The following is a 20711-nucleotide window of genomic DNA, read 5'->3' as shown; positions in this document are numbered from 1 at the left end:
GAAGGGAAGGGGGAGGGGGCGCGGCAGCGATCCGTTTCCGGCGCGAACGCGATGCCGTGCGTCCGCGGGTGCAGCGGCTGCCAAGGCGCGCATGGCTGCCTGCGCCGTCGCTGCGGCGCCGGCACTCATGCCTCGCGTACCCGCAGCGTGGCGCACAATCCGTGCGGCGCGGCGTTGTCCAGGCGCAGTTCGCCATGGTGCTGTCGGGCGACACGCTCGACGATCGCCAGGCCCAATCCGCTGCCGCCGTGGCCGCCATGCACGAACGGCTGCTGCGCGTTTGCGGCCAGCGCCGGATCCAGCCCCGGGCCGTGATCGCGCACTTCGATCCGCCAGCCGTCGCCGTCGCGCGCCAGGCGCAACTGGAACGGTGCGGCGCCGTGGCGCTCGGCATTGCCGATCAGGTTGCCGAGCGCGCGCTGCAGCGCCATCGGCTTGGCGTACAGCGGCGCCTGCGCCGGCAGGTCGACGTCCCAGGCCGCCTGCGCCGCGCCCAGCGCATGCCGGCACAGCTCGGCCAGGTCCAGCGGCGCGCTGGCCTCGTCGCGGCCGTCGCGGGCATAGGCGATGAACTGCGCCAGGATCGCGTCGATCTCGCCGATGTCGCGTTCCATCCCCTCGCGCAGTTCCGGCTCCACCTGCGGCAGCAGTGCCAGCGCGTACTGCAGGCGGGTCAGCGGCGTGCGCACGTCGTGCGAGATGCCGGCCAGCATCAGCGTGCGTTCGGCCGCGGCGGTGCGCACGTCGGCGCTGGCGTCGGTCAGGGCCCGTGCCAGGTCGTTCACTTCGCGCGGGCCGCCACTGACCACCGGCACGGCGCCGTCGCCGCGCACCAGATGCGGTGCCGCCTGCGCCAGCTGCCGCAGCGGCAGCACCAGGCGCCGCGCGAAATAGGCCGCCGCCAGCCACACCAGCAGCGCGCAGGCGGCCAGCAACGCCACCGAGAAGCGGCGTACGCCGTGGCCGCGGCGCTCGCCGGCGAACGACACCCACAGCGGATCGGGCGTGGCGAGCTTCAGCCACACCGCGCCGTCGCCGTCGCCGCGGCGCAGCTCGCGCCCCGGGCCGAGCTGGTCCGCAGCGCGCCGTTGCAATTCGTCGGCCAGCGGCCCGCTGCGCGCGTCGACCACCGGCGGCGGCGCATGCCGGACCTGCAGCCCGGCCTCGCGCAGCGCCGGCTCCAGCGCCGCCGCCGACGGCGAGCGCTGCAGCGCCTCGGCGACGTTGGCGAAGCCGTCCATCGCCCGCAGCAGTTGCTGCGCGGCCGGGCGCAGCGCCAGTTCGCGGCCGAGCAGCAGCGCCAGCAGGCCGGCCCCGGCCAGCACCAGCGCGATCACCAGCGCCAGCTGCCCGAACAGGCTGCGCGGCCAGCCATCGCCGACGTGGCGGGTGCGGCTCATGGCGCGGTCTCCGGCGGCACGTACACGTAGCCGATGCCCCACACGGTCTGGATCAGCCGCGGCGTGCGTGCGTCGTCCTCGAGCAGCTTGCGCAGCCGCGCCACGGTGACGTCGATGCTGCGCGCGAAGGCGTCGTGCTCGCGGCCGTGCGCCAGGCTCATCAGGCGGTCGCGGCTGAGCGGCTGCTGCGGATGCCGCAACAGCACCGACAGCACCGCGAACTCGGCGGTGGTCAGCTTCAGTGGTTGCCCGTCGCAGCTCAGTTCGCGCCGGCCCAGGTGCAGGCGGAAGCGGCCGAAGCCGATCTCGCCGCCGTCCGGCTGCGGCGCGCCGGCGCCGGCCGGCCGCGTGCGCCGCAGCACCGCACGGATCCGCGCCAGCAGCTCGCGCGGATTCACCGGTTTGGGCAGGTAATCGTCGGCGCCGATCTCCAGGCCGACGATGCGGTCGACCTCGTCGCCCTTGGCGGTGAGCATCACGATCGGCGTGGTGTCGCCCTGGCCGCGCAGGCGCCGGCAGATCTCCAGGCCGCTCTCGCCGGGCAGCATCAGGTCCAGCACCACCAGGTCGTAATGGCCGCGCGCAAGCGCGTGCTGCAGCTGGGCGCCGTCGGCCACCGCCTTCACCGAGAAGTCCTGGCTTTCCAGATAGCGGCGCAGCAGTTCGCGCAGGCGTTCGTCGTCGTCGACCAGGAGCAGGCGGGCAGGGGCGTCGTTCATGGACGCCACTATCGGCTGCGCCACGGTCGCCCGGCAACGCCCGCCGTGCGGACTTTGTAAGCGGATGTTTCCGCCGCCGCCCGCAGAAACATCCGCTGGTCACACCGCAACACCTTGTGCCCGCAGGCGGCCTACCGTGGCTCCACCGCAGCCACCCGCTGCCTATCCGGAGAGGACACGATGAAAACCTTGATGCACAGTTCGATCTTGCTGCTCACCCTGGCCGTGGGCGGCCTGACCGCCCTGGCGGCGACCGACGCGCAGGCGCGCGAACGCACCCGCACCCGCACCGCCAGCCATGTGGACGGTGCCCGCAGTGCCGCGGTGAATGCCAGCGCCAGCGGCGCCAACGGCAGCCGGGCGCGGGCGCGCCAGTGGCAGGCCGACGGCCAGGGCAACGCGTCGGGCACTAGCGGTGGCACCGCCAGCGGCGTCAACGGCGGTTCGGCCACGCGCCAGGGCGCCTTCTACCGCAACGCCGACGGCAGCGCCGGCCGCCAGGGCAGCGCCAGCGTCAGCGGCGCCAACGGCGGCAGCGCCAGCAGTAGCGGCAGCGTCGCCAAGAGCGCCGACGGCAGCGTCACCGGCAGCCGCCAGACCACCGCCACCGCCGCCAACGGCGCCAGCTACCAGGGCTCGACCACGGCCGCCGGCGGCAGCGTCAGCCACACCGGCACCTGCACCAATGCTGCCGGCGAGGTCGTGGCCTGCCGCCCGTGACCAAGTGCCGCGGGCGCGGCGCGATCGCACGCCCGCGGCGCCCATTGCCCCCGCGTTACGGCGCCGCGTGCGCCGCAACGCCTTTGTTTCCCCCCATTTCCGTTTCCCGAGGATCGCCATGAAGCTTGTCATTGCCTGTGGAGCGCTGTGCAGCCTGCTGTTGGTCGGCACCGCCGCCGCCCAGACCACGCCAACCACGCCGACCGCCGCACACAAACAACAGCTGCAGCAGCGGCTGAAGGCGGCCGACGCCAACGGCGACGGTCTGATCAGCCGCAGCGAGGCCGATGCGTCGCTGCCGCGCATCGCCAAGCGCTTCGATGCGCTCGACGGCAACCGCGACGGCCAGTTGTCGCCGGACGAGCTGCGCGCGGCCATGCAGGCCATGCAACAGGCCAAGCAGCGCGAACCCTGAGCCGGCGATGCGCCCCTGGTTGCCACTGCTGGTGTTGCCGTTGCTGGCCACGGTCGCCGCGCTGGAGGCCTGGGTCTGGCGCAGGCGCGGTCGCCGCTACGACTGGAAGGCGTACTGGGCCTCGCTCGGCGATGCGCTCGGCCGCGCCGCGCTGGGCCTGCTGCTGCAGGGCGGTGTGGTCGGCGCGCTGCTGTACGCGGTCTGGCCGCTGCGGGTGGCGACGGTCGCGATGGACCGGCCCTGGCACTGGCTGGCGTTGTTCGTGGGCCAGGAGTTCTGCTACTACTGGATGCACCGCGCCGATCATCGGGTGCGCTGGTTCTGGCTCAACCACGCGGTGCATCACTCTCCCCAGCAGTACACCCTGGCCAATGCCTACCGGCTGGGCTGGACCGGCAAGCTCACCGGTGCGGCGGTGTGCTTCGCGCCGTTGGTGTGGCTGGGCTTCCCGGTGCCTTACGTGCTCGGCGCGCTGGCGGCGAACCTGTTCTACCAGTTCTGGCTGCATACCGAGCTGATCGGACGCCTGCCGCGGCCGCTCGAATGGGTGTTCAACACGCCGGCGCACCACCGCGTGCACCACGCCAGCAATCCCGAATACCTGGACTGCAACTACGGCGGGGTGCTGATCGTGTTCGACCGGCTGTTCGGCAGCTTCCGCGCCGAGCGGCCCGGGGTGCCGCCACGCTATGGGCTGACGACGCCGCTGCGCAGCCACAACCCGGTGACGATCGCTTTCCATGCCTGGCCGCCGCTGCTGCGCGACCTGCGCCGCGCCCGCGGCTGGCGGCAGCGCCTGCGGGTGCTGTTCGGCCCGCCCGGGGCAGCGGTGACCGACGCGCCGACCGACGCCCCGCGCAGTTAGCGCAGATCGGCGTGGCCGGCCGCGCCCGGCCAGCCGCCGACGGGGTCGCCGAGGCCCTTGCGGCATGGGCGCTACGGCCGTTTCCAGGCCCGCTCCGGCGCCCCGCTGCAGGGATGTGCGGCCTCGCCACGGCAAATGGTTGCCCCGCTTGGGTTTTCGGTTTTGTGACTACATTTAGCGTTGACGACGCCCGGGGACCCCACTATCTTGTGGTGGTCGGTTCCAGCAGCCACCAGGCTGCGGGATCAAAAGGGAAGCCGGTGCGGCGCGCGAGCGCTCAGGCCGGCGCTGCCCCGCAGCGGTAATTGGGAACGAACCCGTCACCCGCACTGAGGCGCCCTGCCTTGGGAAGCGACGGGCTAGGAACCGGCCATCGGCCGTCGCCCATAAGCCCGAAGACCTGCCGACAGCCGCGCGATGCACACAGCGCGGCGCCGACCGTTGAATCTCCGGGGGGAGATGGTCGGTGAAGCGTTGACCGCCCGCAGGCTCGCGCCTGCGCCGTCGCGGTCTCTGCGACACCGCGTCTCCACCCTGCTGATCCGGTCGGACCGTTGCCTGCGAGGGTCAGGCAGCCGGGTGCACCACGCTTGGAGACCTTCATGAGCCAGACCCACAGCCTGCCGGCCGCAGCCCCCCTCGACACCGCCGATGTCGACCCCACGCCTGCCGCCGCCGCTGCCGCGCAGCCCGATGCGGCCGCCAGCGAGCCGAGCAACGACCAGCGCGCCGTGACCTGGATCGTCAAGGACGGCGGCAACCGCCGCATGGCCTTCGACCGCTCGCGCCTGCAGCGCACCCTGGACCGGATCCATGCCGAGTTCCCGCAGCTGGACGTGGCCGACTACGAGCGCAAGGCGTTCGCCTTCGTCGAGAAGAAGGAAAGCCTGTCGGCCGACGAGATGGTCGACTACCTGATCCGCGAGGCCGAGTCGCGCGTGGACATCGCCACGCCGGAGTGGGAGTACTTCGCCGCGCGCCTGTACCTGCACCGCCTGTACAAGCGCGCCAGCAAGAACCGTTTCTACGATGCCGGCGAGAAGTACGGCTCCTACGTCGGCCTGCAGGAAAGCCTGGCCGACCGCGGCGTGTACTCGATCGACATCCTCAAGAACTACTCCAAGGACGAGCTGGCCGAAGCCGGCCGGATGATCGACCCGGAGCGCGACAAGCTGTTCGCCTACAACGGCCTGTACCTGCTGGCCACGCGCTACCTGGCCACCGACAACTCGCGCAAGGTCTACGAACTGCCGCAGGAGCGCTGGCTGACCATCGCGCTGTACCTGATGCAGGACGAGAAGCCGCGCGAGCGGCGCATGCAGCTGGTCGGCGAGGCCTACTGGGCGCTGTCCAACCTGTACATGACCGTGGCCACGCCGACCCTGGCCAACGCCGGCAAGATCGGCGGGCAGCTGTCGAGCTGCTTCATCGACACCGTCGACGACAGCCTGCAGGGCATCTACGACTCCAACACCGACGTGGCGCGCGTGTCCAAGCACGGCGGCGGCGTCGGCGCCTACCTGGGCTACGTGCGTTCGTCCGGCTCGGCGATCCGCGGGGTCAAGAACTCCAGCGGCGGCGTGGTGCCGTGGATCAAGCAGCTCAACAACACCGCCGTGTCGGTGGACCAGCTCGGCCAGCGCAAGGGCGCCATCGCCGTGTACCTGGACATCTGGCACCGCGACATCGAGGCGTTCCTGGACCTGCGCCTGAACAACGGCGACCAGCGCCTGCGCGCGCACGACGTGTTCACCGCGGTGTGCGTGCCGGACATCTTCATGGAAGCGGTGGAGCGCCGCGGCGAGTGGTACCTGTTCGACCCGCACGAGGTGAAGGAGGTCAAGGGCTGGTACCTGCAGGACTTCTTCGACGAGAAGCGCGGCGAAGGCAGCTTCCGCGCCCGCTATGAGGAAGTGGTCGCCGACGAGCGCATCGGCCGCAAGGTGGTCAAGGCCATCGACATGCTCAAGCGGATCATGGTCAGCCAGCTGGAGACCGGCAACCCGTTCATGTTCTATCGCGACGAAGTCAATCGCATGAACCCGAACAAGCACCAGGGCATGGTCTATTCCAGCAACCTGTGCACCGAGATCCTGCAGAACATGAGCCCGACGCGGGTCATCCAGGAGATGATCAGCGGCGACCAGATCGTGACCACCAAGCAGGCCGGCGACTTCGTCGTGTGCAACCTGTCCTCGGTGAACCTGGGCCGCGCGGTCACCGCGCAGCCGGACCTGCTGTCGCCGGACGTGCTGGAGCGGCTGATCCGGGTGCAGGTGCGCATGCTCGACAACGTGATCGACCTCAACGACCTGCCGGTGCCGCAGGCCACGATCACCAACCAGAAGTACCGCGCGATCGGCCTGGGCACCTTCGGCTGGCACCATCTGCTGGCGCAGAAGGGCATCGAGTGGAACTCCAGGCAGGCCGAGGACTACTGCGATGAGCTGTACGAACGCATCAACTACCTGACCATCCAGGCGAGCCTGGCGCTGGCCAAGGAGAAGGGCGCGTACAAGGTGTTCAAGGGCAGCGACTGGCAGAACGGCGAGTACTTCAGCAAGCGCGGCTACGACAGCGCCGAGTGGCAGGAACTGGCCGCGCAGGTCAGCATCAACGGCGTGCGCAACGCGTGGATGATCGCGGTGGCGCCGAACATGAGCACCGCGCAGATCGCCGGCTCCACCGCCTCGATCGACCCGATCTACAGCGCGTTCTACTACGAAGAGAAGAAGGACTTCCGCCGTCCGGTGGTGGCGCCGGGGCTGACCGTGGACACCTACCCGTACTACGAGAAGGGCGCCTACCGGGTCGACCAGTTCGCCAGCGTGCGCCAGAACGCGCGCCGCCAGCGCCACGTCGACCAGTCGATCAGCTTCAACTTCTACGTGCCCAGCACCATTCGCGCCAGCACCCTGCTCGACCTGCACATGACCGCGTGGAAGGAAGGCCTGAAGACCACCTACTACGTGCGCTCCAACGACATCGACATCAGCGAATGCGAGTGGTGCTCGAGCTGATCGCCACCCCGTAGCGGCGCCTGCGCGCGCATGGCTTCCCCTTGGGAACGCCATGCGCGTGGTGCGCCGCTCCCGCATCGCCGCGCCGCTTGCCGGCGCGCTTCACCCCACTACCGAATCCGACCCATGGCCATCGCGCTCGACCGCATCAAAATCCTCGAACCGATGCATCCCAACCGTTCCACCGGGATCATCAACGGCACCACCAGCGGCATCCTCAACTGGAACGACATCCCCTATCCGTCGTTCTATCGCGCGTACAAGGAGCTGTCGACCAACTTCTGGATCCCCGACGAGGTGGACATGAAGGGCGACGCCAAGCAGTACGGCGAACTGTCGGCGCGCGAGAAGAACGCCTACGACTCGATCATCGGCCTGCTGGCCACGCTGGATTCGCCGCAGACGCGCTTCATCTACAACGTCGCCGAATACATCACCGACCCGGCCGCGCACGCCAACGCGGCGATCATCGGCCAGCAGGAAGTGATCCACAACGAGAGCTATTCCTACGTGCTGGCCTCCATCGCCGGGCTGGCCGACCAGAACCGCGTGTTCGAGATCGCGCGGACGCACCCGACCATCATCGCGCGCAACCAGCCGATCATGCAGGCCTACGACGACTTCATGCGCGAGAAGACCGCAGAGACCCTGCTGCGTTCGCTGATCCAGTCCTCGATCCTGGAAGGCATCAACTTCTATTCCGGCTTCGCGTATTTCTACAACCTGGTGCGGCAGAACCGCATGACCGGCACCGGCAAGATCATCAGCTTCATCAACCGCGACGAGCTGGCGCACACCAAGTTCATCAGCGAGCTGATCCGCGCGATCATCGGCGAGAACGCCGAGCTGCAGACCAACGAGCTGACCGACTACGTGCACCAGGCGTTCGAGCACGCGATCCGGCTGGAGACCGAGTGGTCCGCCGAAGTGCTGGACGGCATCGAGGGCATCGACGTGGACGAGATGATCCAGTACGTGAAGTACCGCGCCAACAAGATGTCCGGCATGCTCGGCATCGAGAAGCTGTACACCGACGCCAGCGACAACGTGATGCCGTGGATCAAGGCCTACGCGGACAACTTCACCGAGACCAAGACCGACTTCTTCGAGATGCGCAACGCCAGCTACAAGAAGACCAACTCGGACAACGGCTTCGACGATCTGTGAGGGGCCGGGATTGGGGATTCGTGATTGGGGATTGGCAACAGCAAATCCCCGTGCTCTGACGAATCCCGAATCCCCAATCCCCAATCCCCGCCTCATGAACATCCTGCTCGCCTACGCTTCGCTCAGCGGCAACACCCGCGACGTCGCCCGCCGCGTGCATGCGCAGTGCGAGGCCGCGGGGCACCAGGTGACCTGGATCCATACCGACCTGCAGACCCTGCACGGCGCGCTCGGCGACGCCGCGCGCGCGGCGGACTTCGACCTGCACCTGCTCGGCAGCTGGAGCGACAACGCCGGGCGTACTCCGGCGGAGATGAAGCGCTACATCGCCGAACTGGTCGAGGCGGCCGGCAAGGATGTGGAGGTCGCCGCGTTCGGCACCGGCGAGACGCAGTGGGGACTGGAGTACTACTGCGGCGCGGTCAAGCGCATCGCGCGTTTCTTCGGCAGCGCCTACCCGTTGCTGGAGATCGAGCAGATGCCGCACGGCGACCGCGACAACGCCGCGATCGACGCCTGGTGCGCGCAGGTGCTGGCGCTGCGCGCCGCGCGTGCGCTGCCGGCCGGCGCCGCGCCCGTGGCGACCGCCGCCGAACCCGCGTTCGGCAACGCGGCCGGGTTCGCCTCGACGGCGTTGCCGCTGCACGGCAGCGGTTGACGCCGCATTGGTCCATTCGTTTTGCTGGCATCGCCGGCGTCGGGACATCCCGCGCCAGGCATCCTCCGACATCAGACAAGGTTCCGCACCATGTTCACCACCATCACCGTCGCCACCGCCGAACAGTTCGCCGACGCCATCGCCGCGCATCCGCGCGTGCTGGCCGATTTCAACAAGGACAACTGCCCCGGCTGCCGCATGCTCGACAAGTCGCTGGAGCGCTTCGCCGAGAGCGACAGCGCGCAGGGCGTGACCTTGCTCAAGGTGAAGATGGAGGACGTGGGCGAGGACTTTTTCCGCGCCCAGGGCCTGCGCCAGACGCCGACGCTGATGCTGTTCCGCCAGGGCGAGGAAGTGGCGCGGGTGCCGGGCTTCGTGCCGCCGGCGAAGATCGACGAAGCGGTGCGCGCGCATCTGGGCTGAGCGCCAGCGGCAAGGCTCTCCTGTAGGAGCGGCTTCAGCCGCGACAGGTTCTACCCGGAGGTCCTGTCGCGGCTGAAGTCGCTCCTACAGGAGCAGGTCCGCGCAAACATCCCACGCGCTACGCGCCGTACTTGACCTCAACTGCGCTTGAGGTCGTCCAATGCAGGCTCCCGCACAAGGAGCCACCATGCGTATCACCCAACTGAGCCTGCCCGCCAGCGATCCTGCGGCAAGTACCGCTTTCTATCGCGACGTCCTGCAACTCCCCGCCGCGGCCACCCAGGTGCGCATCGGCTGGAGCCTGCTCGATCTGGTGGCCGCCAACGCCGATGTCGGCAGCGTGCATCTTGCGTTCAACATCCCCTCGACTCGCTTCGACGCCGCCTGCGGCTGGCTGTCCCAGCGCGTGCCGTTGCTGCGCGATCCGCTCGGCGAATCGCGCTTCGCGCTCGACGCGGCGTGGCAATCGCAGTCGGTGTATTTCGCCGGACCCGACGGCGCGGTGCTGGAGTTGATCGCGCGCAAGCCGCTGCCGGCGCACGCCGTCGCCGACGGCGCGTTCTCCGCGGCCGAGCTGCTGTGCATCAGCGAGATCGGGTTGCCCAGCGCGCAGGTGCCCGCGGTTGCCGCCGCGGCGCAGGAGCGGATGGAGCTGCCGCCGTTCATGCCGGTATCCGACGTATTCGCGCCGCTCGGCGATCACGAAGGCCTGTTGATCGTGGTCGATGCGCAGCGGCGCTGGTTCCCCGAGCAACGCCAGCTGCCGTTCGCGCAGGGCGTGCGTGCCGTCGTCGAAGGCGTGCGCGGCGGGCAGGTGCTGCGCGACGCGGCGGGATGGGAAGTGGTGTCGCGGTGAGCCTGTCGGCCCACGCTGCACTTGTAGGAGCGGCTTCAGCCGCGACAGGCGTTACCGAGAAGGCCTGTCGCGGCTGAAGCCGCTCCTACATGTGGGACCCAGGAAGATGCGGTGCTACCCGCGCTTTCCCGCCGCATGCGCCTTCGCCAGCTGCCACAGATGGCGCACCACCGGCAGCGCCTGTGCGGTGGCCGGCAGCGCCGCCAGCGCCAGCCGCGCCATCGGTACGCGGCCTTCGATGTCCAGGTAGCGCACGCCGGGCAACTGCACCTGGGTGGTCGAGGCCGGCACCACCGAGACGCCCAGTTCGGCGGCGACCAGGTTCACGATCGACGACATCTGCGGCGCTTCCTGCTTGATCTGCAATTCGAAACCGGACTGGCGGCAGGCTTCGAGGATCTCGTCGTACAGGCTGGTGCCGAAGCTGCGCGGGAACAGGATGAACGGTTCGCCGGCCAGCGCCGACAGCGGCGCGCGCCGGCGCCTGGCCAGGCGGTGCGCGGCCGGCACCGCGATCTTCATCGGCTCGTCGGGAAACTTCAGCAGCTGCAGCTCGGGCGGCGTGACCACGCTGTAGCGGATGAAGGCGGCATCCAGGCGCCCCTGCACCAGCGCGGCGAGCAGGCCGGCGGTGTTGGTTTCCTCCAGCGCCAGCGCCACCGCCGGCCAGGCGCGGCGAAAGTTGCGCACCAGCGTCGGCACGATCGGGTTGAACGCGGCCGAGGCGGTGAAGCCCAGCCGCAGCACACCGCTCTCGCCGCGCGCGGCACGGCGGGCGGCGTCGCCGGCGCGTTCCAGGTCGGCGAGCACGCGCCTGGCCTCGACCCGGAACGCGCGCCCGGCCTCGGTGAGGTCCGCGCCGCGCGGGGTGCGCACGAACAGCGGCGTGCCCAGTTCCTGTTCCAGCGCGCGGATCTGCTGGCTCAGCGGCGGCTGCTGGATGCCCAGCTGCGCCGCGGCACGGGTGAAATGCCCGGCCTCGGCGACGGCCAGGAAGTAGCGCAGATGGCGCAGTTCCATGTCATATCCAGAAGATATGGAGAATGCCTGGATCATATATTGGACACCGGATCGACGCAGGCAAATACTGGCCGCCCTTGTTCGTTGCCGCGTCGTCGTGACCACTTCCAGCCAATGCCCGCCGCTACAGGCCGTGGCGGACGCGCCGCTGTTGCGCATCCGCCTGGCGCTGTTCCTGGCCGGTTTCGCCACCTTCTCGCTGCTGTACAGCGTGCAGCCGTTGCTGCCGGCATTCGCGCGCGAATTCGGGGTCGACGCGGCGACCAGTTCGCTGCCGCTGTCGCTGGCCACCGGCGGCCTGGCGATCGCGATCTTCTGCGCCGGCGCGGTGTCGGAGAACCTGGGCCGGCGCGGGCTGATGTTCGTCTCGATCGCGTTGGCGGCGCTGCTCAACCTGCTCGCCGCGTGCCTGCCGCATTGGGGCGCGCTGGTCGTGGTGCGCGCGCTGTCCGGCGTCGCCCTGGGCGGCGTGCCGGCGGTGGCGATGGTGTATCTGGCCGAGGAAGTGCCGGCGTCCAAGCTCGGCGCGGCCACCGGTCTGTACGTGGCCGGCAACGCGTTCGGCGGCATGGTCGGGCGCATCGGCATGAGCGTGCTCACCGATCATTTCGACTGGCGTACCGCACTGGCGGCAGTCTCCGCGATCGACCTGCTGGCTGCGGTCGGCTTCGTGCTGCTGCTGCCGCCCTCGCGGCATTTCGTGCGCCGCCGCGGCATCAACCTGCGTTTCCATCTGCAGGCCTGGGGCGGGCATCTGCGCGACCGCTACCTGCCGTGGCTGTTCGCGATCCCGTTCCTGGCGATGGGCGTGTTCGTCAGCGTCTACAACTACGCCGGTTTCCGTCTGGGCGGGCCGGAATTCGGGCTCAGCCAGAGCCAGCTCGGGATGATCTTCAGCGCCTACGTGTTCGGCATCGTGTCCTCGTCGGTGGCCGGCGCCGCGTCGGACCGCTTCGGCCGCGGCCCGGTGGTGCTGGCCGGCATCGCGGTGGCGGCGCTGGGCGTGGCGCTGACCATCGCGCACGTGCTGGCGGTGGTCATCGCCGGCATCGTGCTGCTGACCATCGGCTTCTTCATCGCGCACTCGGCGGCCAGCGCCTGGGTCGGCCGCCTCGGCGGGCGCAACAAGGGCCACGCCGCGTCGCTGTACCTGCTCGCCTACTACAGCGGCGCCAGCCTGATCGGGTCGCTCAGCGGCGCGGCCTGGCAGCACGGAGGCTGGAACGCGCTGGCCGCTTGCTGCCTGCTGTTGCTGGGCATCGCCCTGGTCGCCGCGCAGGTATTGCGCCGCGGCGCCGACGACAGCCGTCCCTACGGCCGCTTCGGCCCGCATCCGCCGCGCGGCGAATAGCGGATGGGGAGTGGGGAATAGGGAATCGGTAGAACAGAGCAAAGGCGATTGCCCGTGTTTTCCGATTCCCGATTCCCATTTCCCCACTCCCGGCATCATCGGCGCGTCATTGCACCGAGTAGGTCACCGACAGGCTCACGTTGGCGTAGCCGCCGCTGCCGCCGACCGGGCGGATGAAATAGCTGCCGGACACCGGTAGCGCCATCTGCACGTTCTGCGTGGTGCCGCTGCGCACCGAACTGTAGTCGGCATCGCTGCCGTCGGCGCTGGGCGCGCGGATGGCACGCACGTAGAGCTTGAGCTGACCGCTGCCACCCAGCGTTCGGATCTGCAGGTTGCGCGCGTTGAGCGGCAGGTCCAGCCGATACAGCGTGCCCTGGCCTGCGGCCGCGGACAGCTTGCCCAGCGTGCCCGGCCCGATGCCGACCGCGGTGGCTTCGTCGCCGCCGCCGCTGGCGCCGGCGGCGCGCGCCACCGCTTTGCCGGCGTTGAGGATGCCGGCACCGATGCGCAGGGTCGGCTTGACCGGGAACACGTTGGAGGTCTGGGTCAGGATGTCGCGCAGCTGCGAGATCGAGGGCATCGGCCGGCCTGCGCCGATCGCCGCGCTGATCGCCAGCGCGGCCACGCCGGCCACGTGCGGCGAGGCCATCGACGTGCCGGCATAGCCGGCGTAGACCGGCTGGTCGGGGCCATGTGCGCCGCTGTTGAGGGTCGACCAGACCAGGCCGGTGCGCACCGAGCCGCTGCCGCTGGACGCATCGTTGGCATACACGCCGCCGCCGGGCGCGGACAGGGTGATGGTGTTGCCGTAGTTGGAATACGAGGCGCGGCCGCCGGTGATGCCGGTGGCGGCCACGTTGATCACCCCCGGGCAACTGGCCGGCGTGAACGCCGCCGCGTCGGCGTTGCTGTTGCCGGCCGCCACCACCACCAGGGTGCCGCGTGCGATCGCGCCGGCGATGGCCTGCGCGGTGACCGCGTCCTCCGTGCAGCTGCCGTAGCCGCCCAGGCTCATGTTGATCACCTCGGCCGGGTTCGGGTTGTCCGGCACGCCGTCGACGTGGCCGCCGGAGGCCCAGACGATGGCGTCGGCGATGTCGGCGGTACTGCCGCCGCAGTGGCCCAGCGCGCGGATCGGCAGGATCCTGGCGTCCGGGGCGATGCCGGCCATGCCCAGGCCATTGTTGGTCCGCATCGCGATGGTGCCGGCGACGTGGGTACCGTGCCAGGAACTGTCGGTCTGCTCGTCCGGCTGCGCGCAGCCGCCGTTGGCGGTCAGATACTTGTCGTCGGTGGTCCAGTCGCCGGTGTCCCAGCCGCCGGGCACGCGTCCGTTGCTGGCGCGGCCGGACATCAGTGCGTCGCTGATGAAGTCGTAGCCGGCGCTGGCCAGCGAGGTATCCAGGTCCGGATGCGCGGTGATGCCGGTGTCGATCACCGCGACCACCACGCCCTGGCCGGTGCCGTACTGCCAGGCCGGCAGCAGGTCGATACCGCCGCGGTTGGCGTAGCCGGTGGTCTCCGGCGCCAGCGTCTCCAGGTGGCCGTCGGGCGTGCGCAGGTGCCACTGCACCACGTAGCCTGGATCGTTGGGCGCGGCGACCGCGCTGGCGCTGGCCTGGACGGTGCTGCGCACCGGCTTGAGGATCAGGTTCGGTTCGACGTGCGCCACCGCCGGATCGGCGCGCAGACTGGTCATCAGCGTCTCCAGCTGCGATTGGCTCAGTGTGCGGTTGGGGCGCACCAGATCGGCGCCGATGGCGAGCCGGCGCACCCGGCTCAGCGCCGGCGCACTCTGCCGATAGGTGCTGGACCAGGTCGACGTGGTGCTCGGCGCGGCCATGATCTGCCTGAGCCTGCTCGCGGCGGCGCTGGCGTCGCGGCGCTCGCTGCTGCCGTCGCGGTAGGTCACGATCAGGCCGTCGTAGACCTTGGACTGGCCGGGCGTGGCGCTCTGCAGGACGGAGAAGCGCGGCGCGGTCTGCGCGTGGGCGGTGGAGGCGAGCGCCAGGCTCAGCGACAGGGCCAGCAGGGTGCGGGGAAGCGACGGGACGGTGGTCATGTCTGTCTCTCTACGAGGAGGGTGATGAGGAGCGCCGGCCGCGCAGTGCGGCAGGCCGGCGGAAAACGGTGCGTGGGGGCGGCCGGCGCGCCCGGCGCGCCGCCGTGGCATCACCAGCTGAAGCCGGCGCCGGCGGAAACGCTCTTGTCGTTGCCGGAGAACGCGCCGCCGAGCGAGACGCTGGCGCGGTTGCCGATCGCGCGCTGGTAGCCCACCGCCAGCGCGCTCTCGCCGCCTTGCGAGCCGACACCGACACCCACGCGGTTGGCGCCGGCCAGCCCCGAGGTGTTGACCGCCATGCCGGCATAGGCGGCACTCATCGCGCCCATGCGGTCCATGCGCCGGTCCACGTCGTGGAAGCGGCGATCGGTGTCGCTGCGCAGCGTGGTCAGGTTGTCGTCCCAGCCCGACAGGCGGCTATCGGTGTAGGCGTTGGCGCTGCTCAGCGTGGCGCTGTCGCCGGCCTGCATCTGGCTGACGTTCACCGCATCGGTGGCGGCAGTGCCGGCGGCCACGTTGGTCACCTGGCGCGCGTTGCCGGCGCTGCCCACCGACACGGTGTTGGCGCGGGTCGCGCTGGAGTTGCGGCCCAGCGCCACCGCGTTGTCGGCCGAGACCGACGCGCCCTGGCCAAGTGCGGTGCCGGATGCGGCGGTGACCGCGGCGCTCTCGCCGACCGCCACGGCATTGGTGGCGCTGGCGCTGATGCTGGCATTGGCGCCGACCGCGGTGCTGCCGTCGGCGTTGACCCGCGCGTTGCCGCCCAGCGCGGTGTCGTTGGGACCGTAGGCCAGGGCATTGGCGCCCATCGCGGTGCCGTTGTGGCCGTTCGCAGTGGCCTCGGCGCCGACCGCCACGGCATTGGTGCCGGTGCCGACGCTGGGGCCACCGCTGGCGCCGCTGCCGACCGCCACGGCACCGCCGCCGCCCTGGGCCAGCGTGCCGACGCGGGTGTCCAGCGACGACAGCGCGCCGTCCAGCGCCGACAGTGCCGAGCCGACGCTGCCATAGGTGCGGCCCTGGATCAGATAGGCGCTGCCGCTCAGGCTGCCGTCGCTGCCGACCACGCTGCCGGCGCCGAGCGCGGTGGCGATGCTGCGCAGCTGCAGCACGTTGACTGCATCGGTGTCGGCGGTACCGGCGGCGACATAGGTCAGCTGGCGCAGGGCGCCGTCCGTGCCGAAGGCCACTGCGTTGTCGCGGTCGGCCACCGAGCCGGCGCCGATCGCCACGCTGTTGGCGCCGGTGGCGGCGCTGTTGTAGCCCAGCGCCACGCTGCCTGCGCTCAGCGCGGTGGCGCCGCTGCCGAGCGCGGTGGCGCCGGCGGCGTTGGCGCTGGCGATGGAGCCGAAGGCGCTGGCGTCCTCGCCGTCGGCGAAGGATTGCGCGCCCACCGCCAGCGCATTGCTGCTGGTGGCCAGCGCCGATGCGCCCAGGGCCATGCTGTAGGCCGCGTCGGCATGGCTGTCGAAGCCCAGCGCCGTGCCGTAGTCGGACAGCGCCCAGGCGCCGGCGCCGACCGTGACCGCGCCGAGGCCGTTGGATTGCGCCGGAACGCCGCTGTTGCTCGCCCCGATCGCCACGCTCTGCTGGCCGGCGGCCGAGGCGCTGTCGCCGATCGCGATGCCGCCGTCGCCGCTGGCGGTGGCGGTGTAGCCCATCGCCACCCCGAAGAAGCCGGAGGCGACGCTGTAGCCGCCGTGTGCGATCGCGCCGGTGCCGCTGGCGGAGGCGGCGTAGCCGAACGCGCTGGCCTGCTCGCCGGTGGCCAGGGCCGAGCTGCCGAAGGCGCTGGCGTATAGCCCGCTGGCGGCGGCGGCCGAACCGGCCGCGGTCGCGCCGGCGGCGCTGGCGCTGGCGTTCCAGCCGACCGCGCTGGCGGTGGTGGCGGAGGCGGTGGCGGCGGTGCCGATGGCGAGCGCGCCGAACCCGGTGCTCTGCGCGCCGGCCGAGTCGCCGTAGGTGCTGCCGAAGAAGCTGCCGCCGATCGCGATCGCCGAGGTGCCGCTGGCCACCGCGCCGTCGCCCATCGCGATGGCGGCGGCGTCGGAGGCCACGGTGTGGTGGCCGATGGCGATGGCGAAGGCGCCGGATGCGTCGGCGCGTGCGCCCATCGCCACGGCACGCAGGCCGGCGGCGGCGGCGAAGTCGCTGCCGTCGTTCAGGCCTTCGGCCATGAAGTAGCCCGTGGTGTTCTGGCTGCCGGGCTGCACCGGCGCGGAGGGATCCGCGTCGTCGGCGGGCTGCGCGTCGCCGCTGCTTGCGGCTGCCGTGGCCGTGGCTGGCTGGGCGGCAGGCGCGACGGCCGTGGGCGCAGCGGCCGCGCCGGCGGCCAATGGCACCGCCGCCAGCAGCAACGCGACCGTCAGCAGGCTGTAAGGAGCGTGCGACAGAGTGGACGAAGGGCATGTGCGGCGCGAGCGAACGAGCGTGTGCTTAACGGGCATGAGCGGTTCCAGGGCAGCGCTGGGACGACGGTCCCGGCAATGGGTTTAGCCCCGATTAAGGCGGTAAGCCCTGGCCGCCTTCAATGCCGGTAAATTCACGTCAACCTCACGGTAGACTCACCGACATGGGAGTCTGGGTGGGACGCATGCCACAAAATCTGCTGGTCCGGCTGTGGCGTCGGCATTGGACATGGCTGCGGCGCGTCCCCATCGCCGATCCGGTCGACCGCCGCAACGCGCCTGCGTTGCAGGTGCTGTTCCTGTTCCTCGGCTGCGAGATCCCGCTCAACAAGCTCTACCACCTGCTGACCGCTCCGCAGATCCAGATGACCGCCGGCCAGCTGGCGGTGGACGTGGGCACCGACGCGGCGATGTCCGTGGCGGCCTGGGCCGGGGTGTGGATGATCCGCCGCGGCCTGCTGCAACAGGCCGCCGCGGCGTTCATCGCGGTGGTGCTGTGTTCGGCGGTGGCGGCCAATCTGGCCTTCGGCTACCAGGTGCAGGCCTTCGATCCCTACCCGATGATGATGTTGACCTTGGCCGCGCTGGTGATCGGGCGGCGCGCGCTGTGGGTGGTGTACCTGTGCATCACGCTGATCTTCTGGGCGGGCATGGAGAGCCCGTGGGGGCGCGATCCGCGCGGCACGCGCAGCCCGTTCCAGAACCTGCCGTCGCTGGCGCTGAGCTACCTGATGATCACCCTGGTGCTGGATCGCACCGTGGCCGCGTTGCGCGAGAGCCTGTGGCGCGCGCGGCGCAGCGCCGCGCGGCTGCGGGTGGAGATGCGCGAGCGCGCGCAGGCGCAACAGCGGCTATTGCATCTGCAGAAGATCGAGCTGGTCGGGCAACTGGCCAGCGGCGTGTCGCACGACTTCAACAACGTCCTCAGCGCGATCCTCGGTTATGCCGAGCAGCGCCACTGCGTGCACGAACTGGATTTCGATCCGCCGCGCGATGCGCTGGCGCTGGCCGACGCACTGGACGGCGTGGCGCTGGCCGCGCAGCGCGGCGTGTCGATCAGCCGCAAACTGCTGAGCTTCAGCCGGCGCGAAGTGAGCGTGCCCGAGCGCTTCGACGCCGGCGAGGCGCTACGTGGCATTCAGCCGATGCTGCGGCAACTGTTCGGGCCGACCGTGCGCTTGCATCTGGACGTGGCGCCGGAACCGCTGCCGCTGTTCCTGGACCGCAGCCGGCTCGACCTGACCTTGCTCAATTTCGCCGCCAATGCGCGCGATGCCATGCCCGGCGGCGGCAGTTTCTCGATCTGCCTGCGCCGCGAGGGCGCCTGCGCCCGCATCGAGATCGCCGATACCGGTGTGGGCATGAGCGCGGACGTGCAGCGGCAGGCGTTCGAGCCGTTCTTCACCACCAAACCGGCCGGTCAAGGCACCGGGCTGGGACTGGCGGTCGCCTTCGAAATGGCGCAGGAGGCGCAAGGCAGCCTGGAGGTGCGCAGCGCGCCGGGCGCGGGCACCTGCTTCGTGTTGCGCCTGCCGCTGGCGGCGCTCAGCGTTCCTGCGGCATGAGCAGGTAACCCTCGCCACGCACCGCCTTCAGCGGCAGCGCGACGCCGGTGCGCTCCTGCACCTTGAGCCGCAGCCGGTGCAGCAGCGCGTCCAGGCGATGCGGGTCGACCTCCAGGCCGAGGTTGCCGCCGAGCATGCCGATCAACGCGTCGCGGGTGACCAGCCGTCCGCGCGCGCTCCACAGGCTCTGCACCACCTTGCGCTCGGAGCCGGTCAACGGCACCGCCTGGCCATCGGGCGAGAACAGGCACCAGCCGTCGTCCTGCAGCTGCCATTCCTCCGCTGCGCTGGGGGCCGAGGACAGCGGACGCGCCATGCGCCGCGCCACGCTGAACAGCGTGGCGGCCAGGATCTCGATCTGCACCGGTTTGATCAGATAGGAGTCCGCGCCCTGGGTCAGGCCGCGCACCAGATCCGGCTGCTCGCCGCGCCCGCTCAGGATGACGATGCCCAGCCCCGGGCGCTGCGCCTGCAGTTGCTGGGTCAGGGTGAAGCCGTCGCTGTCCGGCAGGCCGATATCGAGCACGATCAGGTCGAAGCGCTGGTCGTCCAGCGCCGCCCACAGCGCCTGCGCGGTGCGCAGCGGCGTGACCTCGAAACCGTGCCGCTGCAACCCGGGCACCAGGACCCGGTCGCGCAGCACGTCGTCGTCCTCCAGCAGCGCCACCCGCAGCGAGGCGGTGGCGGTGGCGGCGATCGGCTGGCCTATCGGATCGGAAAATCTGCTCACGACGCGGAATCGGGATGGGCGGCATTGCTGCCGGAGGCATCGTGCGGCAGCGCGGCTGCGCGCAGCCGATGCATCTTGCCGGTGCCCGACAGTAGCCAGTTTCTGCAGGGCTTTCAATGCGCGGCATGCTGCGGCTGCACGCGGATTCGGCGCCGTGCGCGCCGCGTGCGCGGTCTTCACGCGGCAGATGCCGCAATGCGAAGCCGGCACTCTGGCGTGCGGGCGCTTGCGTTGCCGCGCGGCGGACCCAAGATGGGATCCATCGCGTCGCTGGCGCAGCGGTCGTCCACGCCGCACCGACGCAACCGCCCAAGGACCCCGTACGATGCACCAGACATTGCCGGATCACGCCCTGCCCATGCCGGCGCCGGCCGCCACGGACGCAGCGCTGCAAGCGTTCGTCGCGCGCCACCGGCGCCTGTTCGTGCTGACCGGTGCCGGTTGCAGCACCGATTCGGGCATTCCCGACTACCGTGATGCCGCCGGCGACTGGAAGCGCGCGCAGCCGGTCACCTACCAGGCGTTCATGGGCGAGCTGGCCACGCGGCAGCGCTACTGGGCGCGCAGTCTGGTCGGCTGGCCGCGCTTCGGCCATGCCCGGCCCAATGCCACGCATGCGGCGCTGGCGCAGCTGGAAGCGCGCGGCCAGGTCGAACTGCTGCTGACCCAGAACGTGGACCGCCTGCACCAGGCCGCCGGCAGCGACGCGGTGATCGACCTGCACGGACGCCTGGACGTGGTGCGCTGCATGGATTGCGAACGGCGCCTGCCGCGCGAGGACTTCCAGCACCAGCTGCTGCAGCACAACCCGCACTGGGCGACGCTGCAGGCCGGGCAGGCGCCCGACGGCGACGCGGATCTGGAAGGCGTGGACTTCGCCGCCTTCGCGGTGCCGGCCTGCACCCAGTGCGGCGGCGTGCTGAAGCCGGACGTGGTGTTCTTCGGCGAGAACGTGCCGCGCGAGCGCGTGGCCGCCGCCTTCGCGCACCTGCAGCAGGCCGACGCGATGCTGGTGCTGGGGTCGTCGCTGATGGTGTATTCCGGCTTCCGCTTCGTGCAGGCCGCGGCCAAGGCCGGACTGCCGATCGCCGCGGTCAACCTGGGCCGCACCCGCGGCGACGACCTGCTGAGCCTGAAACTGGCGCAGCCCTGCGCGCAGGCGTTGCAGTTCCTGCTGCCGCGCGCGGCCGCCTAGGGCGTGTCATCAATCCCCGAGCAGCTCGCGCCACGCCCGCGCATGCGTGTTCGCGTCAGTGCTGGCACGGCAGCGTGCACGCGCAACAGTGGCCCTACGGGTCGGGCCTGTCAGGCCGCCAGCCGGCACCGCGC

Annotated in this window: 17 protein-coding genes and 1 riboswitch; of the genes, 11 read left to right on the top strand and 6 right to left on the bottom strand. The window is 70.6% G+C overall.

Translation table 11 applies throughout. From position 1 onward, the window contains the following. Window positions 1-125 precede the first annotated feature (125 nt). On the bottom strand, window positions 126-1400 hold the full coding sequence (locus JR064_RS19505) for an ATP-binding protein (protein WP_206230812.1): 1275 nt from the start codon (window positions 1398-1400) through the stop codon (window positions 126-128). Continuing rightward, a complete protein-coding gene (ompR, locus tag JR064_RS19500; protein WP_206230811.1) occupies window positions 1397-2119 on the bottom strand; it encodes an osmolarity response regulator transcription factor OmpR in 723 nt (240 codons plus the stop codon). Before ompR ends, JR064_RS19505 begins: the two co-directional genes overlap by 4 nt. Window positions 2120-2299: 180 nt before the next feature. Between ompR and JR064_RS19495 the strand changes: the two genes are divergently transcribed. The 8 genes from JR064_RS19495 to JR064_RS19460 all read left to right on the top strand — a co-directional run bounded on the left by JR064_RS19495 (window position 2300) and on the right by JR064_RS19460 (window position 10243). Then, window positions 2300-2839, top strand: a complete 540-nt coding sequence (locus tag JR064_RS19495; protein ID WP_241093177.1) for a hypothetical protein — start codon at window positions 2300-2302, stop codon at window positions 2837-2839. Between the two features lie 118 nt (window positions 2840-2957). Further along, complete coding sequence (locus JR064_RS23250) at window positions 2958-3254, top strand: EF-hand domain-containing protein (RefSeq protein ID WP_206230810.1); 297 nt, start codon at window positions 2958-2960, stop codon at window positions 3252-3254. A gap of 7 nt (window positions 3255-3261) precedes the next feature. Then, complete coding sequence (locus tag JR064_RS19485) at window positions 3262-4119, top strand: sterol desaturase family protein (RefSeq protein WP_206230809.1); 858 nt, start codon at window positions 3262-3264, stop codon at window positions 4117-4119. A gap of 200 nt (window positions 4120-4319) precedes the next feature. Continuing rightward, a riboswitch (cobalamin riboswitch) is annotated at window positions 4320-4541 on the top strand. A 180-nt stretch (window positions 4542-4721) separates the two neighbouring features. Further along, window positions 4722-7139, top strand: coding sequence for a ribonucleoside-diphosphate reductase subunit alpha (locus JR064_RS19480; protein ID WP_179569732.1), 2418 nt, complete (start codon window positions 4722-4724; stop codon window positions 7137-7139). Between the two features lie 126 nt (window positions 7140-7265). Next, window positions 7266-8306 carry a ribonucleotide-diphosphate reductase subunit beta gene (locus JR064_RS19475; protein ID WP_179569730.1) on the top strand — a complete coding sequence of 347 codons (1041 nt, stop codon included), beginning with the start codon at window positions 7266-7268 and terminating at the stop codon, window positions 8304-8306. A gap of 94 nt (window positions 8307-8400) precedes the next feature. Continuing rightward, complete coding sequence (locus JR064_RS19470; RefSeq protein ID WP_206230808.1) at window positions 8401-8964, top strand: flavodoxin; 564 nt, start codon at window positions 8401-8403, stop codon at window positions 8962-8964. Between the two features lie 90 nt (window positions 8965-9054). Further along, window positions 9055-9387: a thioredoxin family protein gene (locus JR064_RS19465; RefSeq protein WP_003469256.1), complete on the top strand. Its 333-nt coding sequence runs from the start codon at window positions 9055-9057 to the stop codon at window positions 9385-9387. Between the two features lie 187 nt (window positions 9388-9574). Continuing rightward, complete coding sequence (locus JR064_RS19460; protein WP_206230807.1) at window positions 9575-10243, top strand: VOC family protein; 669 nt, start codon at window positions 9575-9577, stop codon at window positions 10241-10243. Window positions 10244-10357: 114 nt separating this feature from the next. On the opposite strand, the gene JR064_RS19455 is transcribed toward JR064_RS19460, so the two are convergent. After that, window positions 10358-11263, bottom strand: coding sequence for a LysR family transcriptional regulator (locus tag JR064_RS19455; RefSeq protein ID WP_206230806.1), 906 nt, complete (start codon window positions 11261-11263; stop codon window positions 10358-10360). A gap of 97 nt (window positions 11264-11360) precedes the next feature. On the opposite strand from JR064_RS19455, the gene JR064_RS19450 reads away from it, so the two are divergent. Then, the gene (locus JR064_RS19450) at window positions 11361-12614 is read left to right on the top strand and encodes an MFS transporter (RefSeq protein WP_191827018.1); all 1254 of its coding nucleotides are present in this window, start codon (window positions 11361-11363) and stop codon (window positions 12612-12614) included. 106 nt (window positions 12615-12720) lie between these two features. Here the strand turns inward: JR064_RS19450 and JR064_RS19445 are convergent, their stop codons facing one another. Continuing rightward, window positions 12721-14679, bottom strand: coding sequence for a S8 family peptidase (locus JR064_RS19445; protein ID WP_206230805.1), 1959 nt, complete (start codon window positions 14677-14679; stop codon window positions 12721-12723). A gap of 110 nt (window positions 14680-14789) precedes the next feature. Beyond that, window positions 14790-17126, bottom strand: a complete 2337-nt coding sequence (locus JR064_RS19440; protein ID WP_206230804.1) for a YadA family autotransporter adhesin — start codon at window positions 17124-17126, stop codon at window positions 14790-14792. Window positions 17127-17272: 146 nt separating this feature from the next. On the opposite strand from JR064_RS19440, the gene JR064_RS19435 reads away from it, so the two are divergent. Then, on the top strand, window positions 17273-18652 hold the full coding sequence (locus JR064_RS19435; RefSeq protein WP_179569716.1) for a sensor histidine kinase: 1380 nt from the start codon (window positions 17273-17275) through the stop codon (window positions 18650-18652). Here the strand turns inward: JR064_RS19435 and JR064_RS19430 are convergent. Then, entirely contained in the window at window positions 18633-19382 is a 750-nt protein-coding gene (locus tag JR064_RS19430; RefSeq protein WP_179569714.1) for a response regulator transcription factor, read from the bottom strand. The two genes, JR064_RS19435 and JR064_RS19430, sit on opposite strands and share 20 nt — an antisense overlap. A gap of 325 nt (window positions 19383-19707) precedes the next feature. On the opposite strand from JR064_RS19430, the gene JR064_RS19425 reads away from it, so the two are divergent. Then, window positions 19708-20577, top strand: coding sequence for an NAD-dependent protein deacetylase (locus JR064_RS19425; protein ID WP_425510317.1), 870 nt, complete (start codon window positions 19708-19710; stop codon window positions 20575-20577). Window positions 20578-20711: the final 134 nt, after the last annotated feature.

This window comes from Xanthomonas bonasiae, from assembly GCF_017163705.1.
GTDB lineage: Bacteria > Pseudomonadota > Gammaproteobacteria > Xanthomonadales > Xanthomonadaceae > Xanthomonas_A > Xanthomonas_A bonasiae.
This window is presented reverse-complemented; position numbering and strand designations above follow the sequence as displayed.

Bases quoted from the DNA above. Each gene is read 5' to 3' on its own strand.
- JR064_RS19455 (WP_206230806.1), bottom strand. From the start codon at position 11,263: ATGGAACTGCGCCATCTGCGCTACTTCCTGGCCGTCGCCGAGGCCGGG.
- JR064_RS19475 (WP_179569730.1), top strand. From the start codon at position 7,266: ATGGCCATCGCGCTCGACCGCATCAAAATCCTCGAACCGATGCATCCC.
- JR064_RS19495 (WP_241093177.1), top strand. From the start codon at position 2,300: ATGAAAACCTTGATGCACAGTTCGATCTTGCTGCTCACCCTGGCCGTG.
- JR064_RS19440 (WP_206230804.1), bottom strand. From the start codon at position 17,126: ATGCCCGTTAAGCACACGCTCGTTCGCTCGCGCCGCACATGCCCTTCG.
- JR064_RS19445 (WP_206230805.1), bottom strand. From the start codon at position 14,679: ATGACCACCGTCCCGTCGCTTCCCCGCACCCTGCTGGCCCTGTCGCTG.
- JR064_RS23250 (WP_206230810.1), top strand. From the start codon at position 2,958: ATGAAGCTTGTCATTGCCTGTGGAGCGCTGTGCAGCCTGCTGTTGGTC.
- JR064_RS19470 (WP_206230808.1), top strand. From the start codon at position 8,401: ATGAACATCCTGCTCGCCTACGCTTCGCTCAGCGGCAACACCCGCGAC.
- JR064_RS19485 (WP_206230809.1), top strand. From the start codon at position 3,262: ATGCGCCCCTGGTTGCCACTGCTGGTGTTGCCGTTGCTGGCCACGGTC.
- ompR (WP_206230811.1), bottom strand. From the start codon at position 2,119: ATGAACGACGCCCCTGCCCGCCTGCTCCTGGTCGACGACGACGAACGC.
- JR064_RS19425 (WP_425510317.1), top strand. From the start codon at position 19,708: ATGCACCAGACATTGCCGGATCACGCCCTGCCCATGCCGGCGCCGGCC.
- JR064_RS19465 (WP_003469256.1), top strand. From the start codon at position 9,055: ATGTTCACCACCATCACCGTCGCCACCGCCGAACAGTTCGCCGACGCC.
- JR064_RS19505 (WP_206230812.1), bottom strand. From the start codon at position 1,400: ATGAGCCGCACCCGCCACGTCGGCGATGGCTGGCCGCGCAGCCTGTTC.
- JR064_RS19480 (WP_179569732.1), top strand. From the start codon at position 4,722: ATGAGCCAGACCCACAGCCTGCCGGCCGCAGCCCCCCTCGACACCGCC.
- JR064_RS19460 (WP_206230807.1), top strand. From the start codon at position 9,575: ATGCGTATCACCCAACTGAGCCTGCCCGCCAGCGATCCTGCGGCAAGT.
- JR064_RS19435 (WP_179569716.1), top strand. From the start codon at position 17,273: ATGCCACAAAATCTGCTGGTCCGGCTGTGGCGTCGGCATTGGACATGG.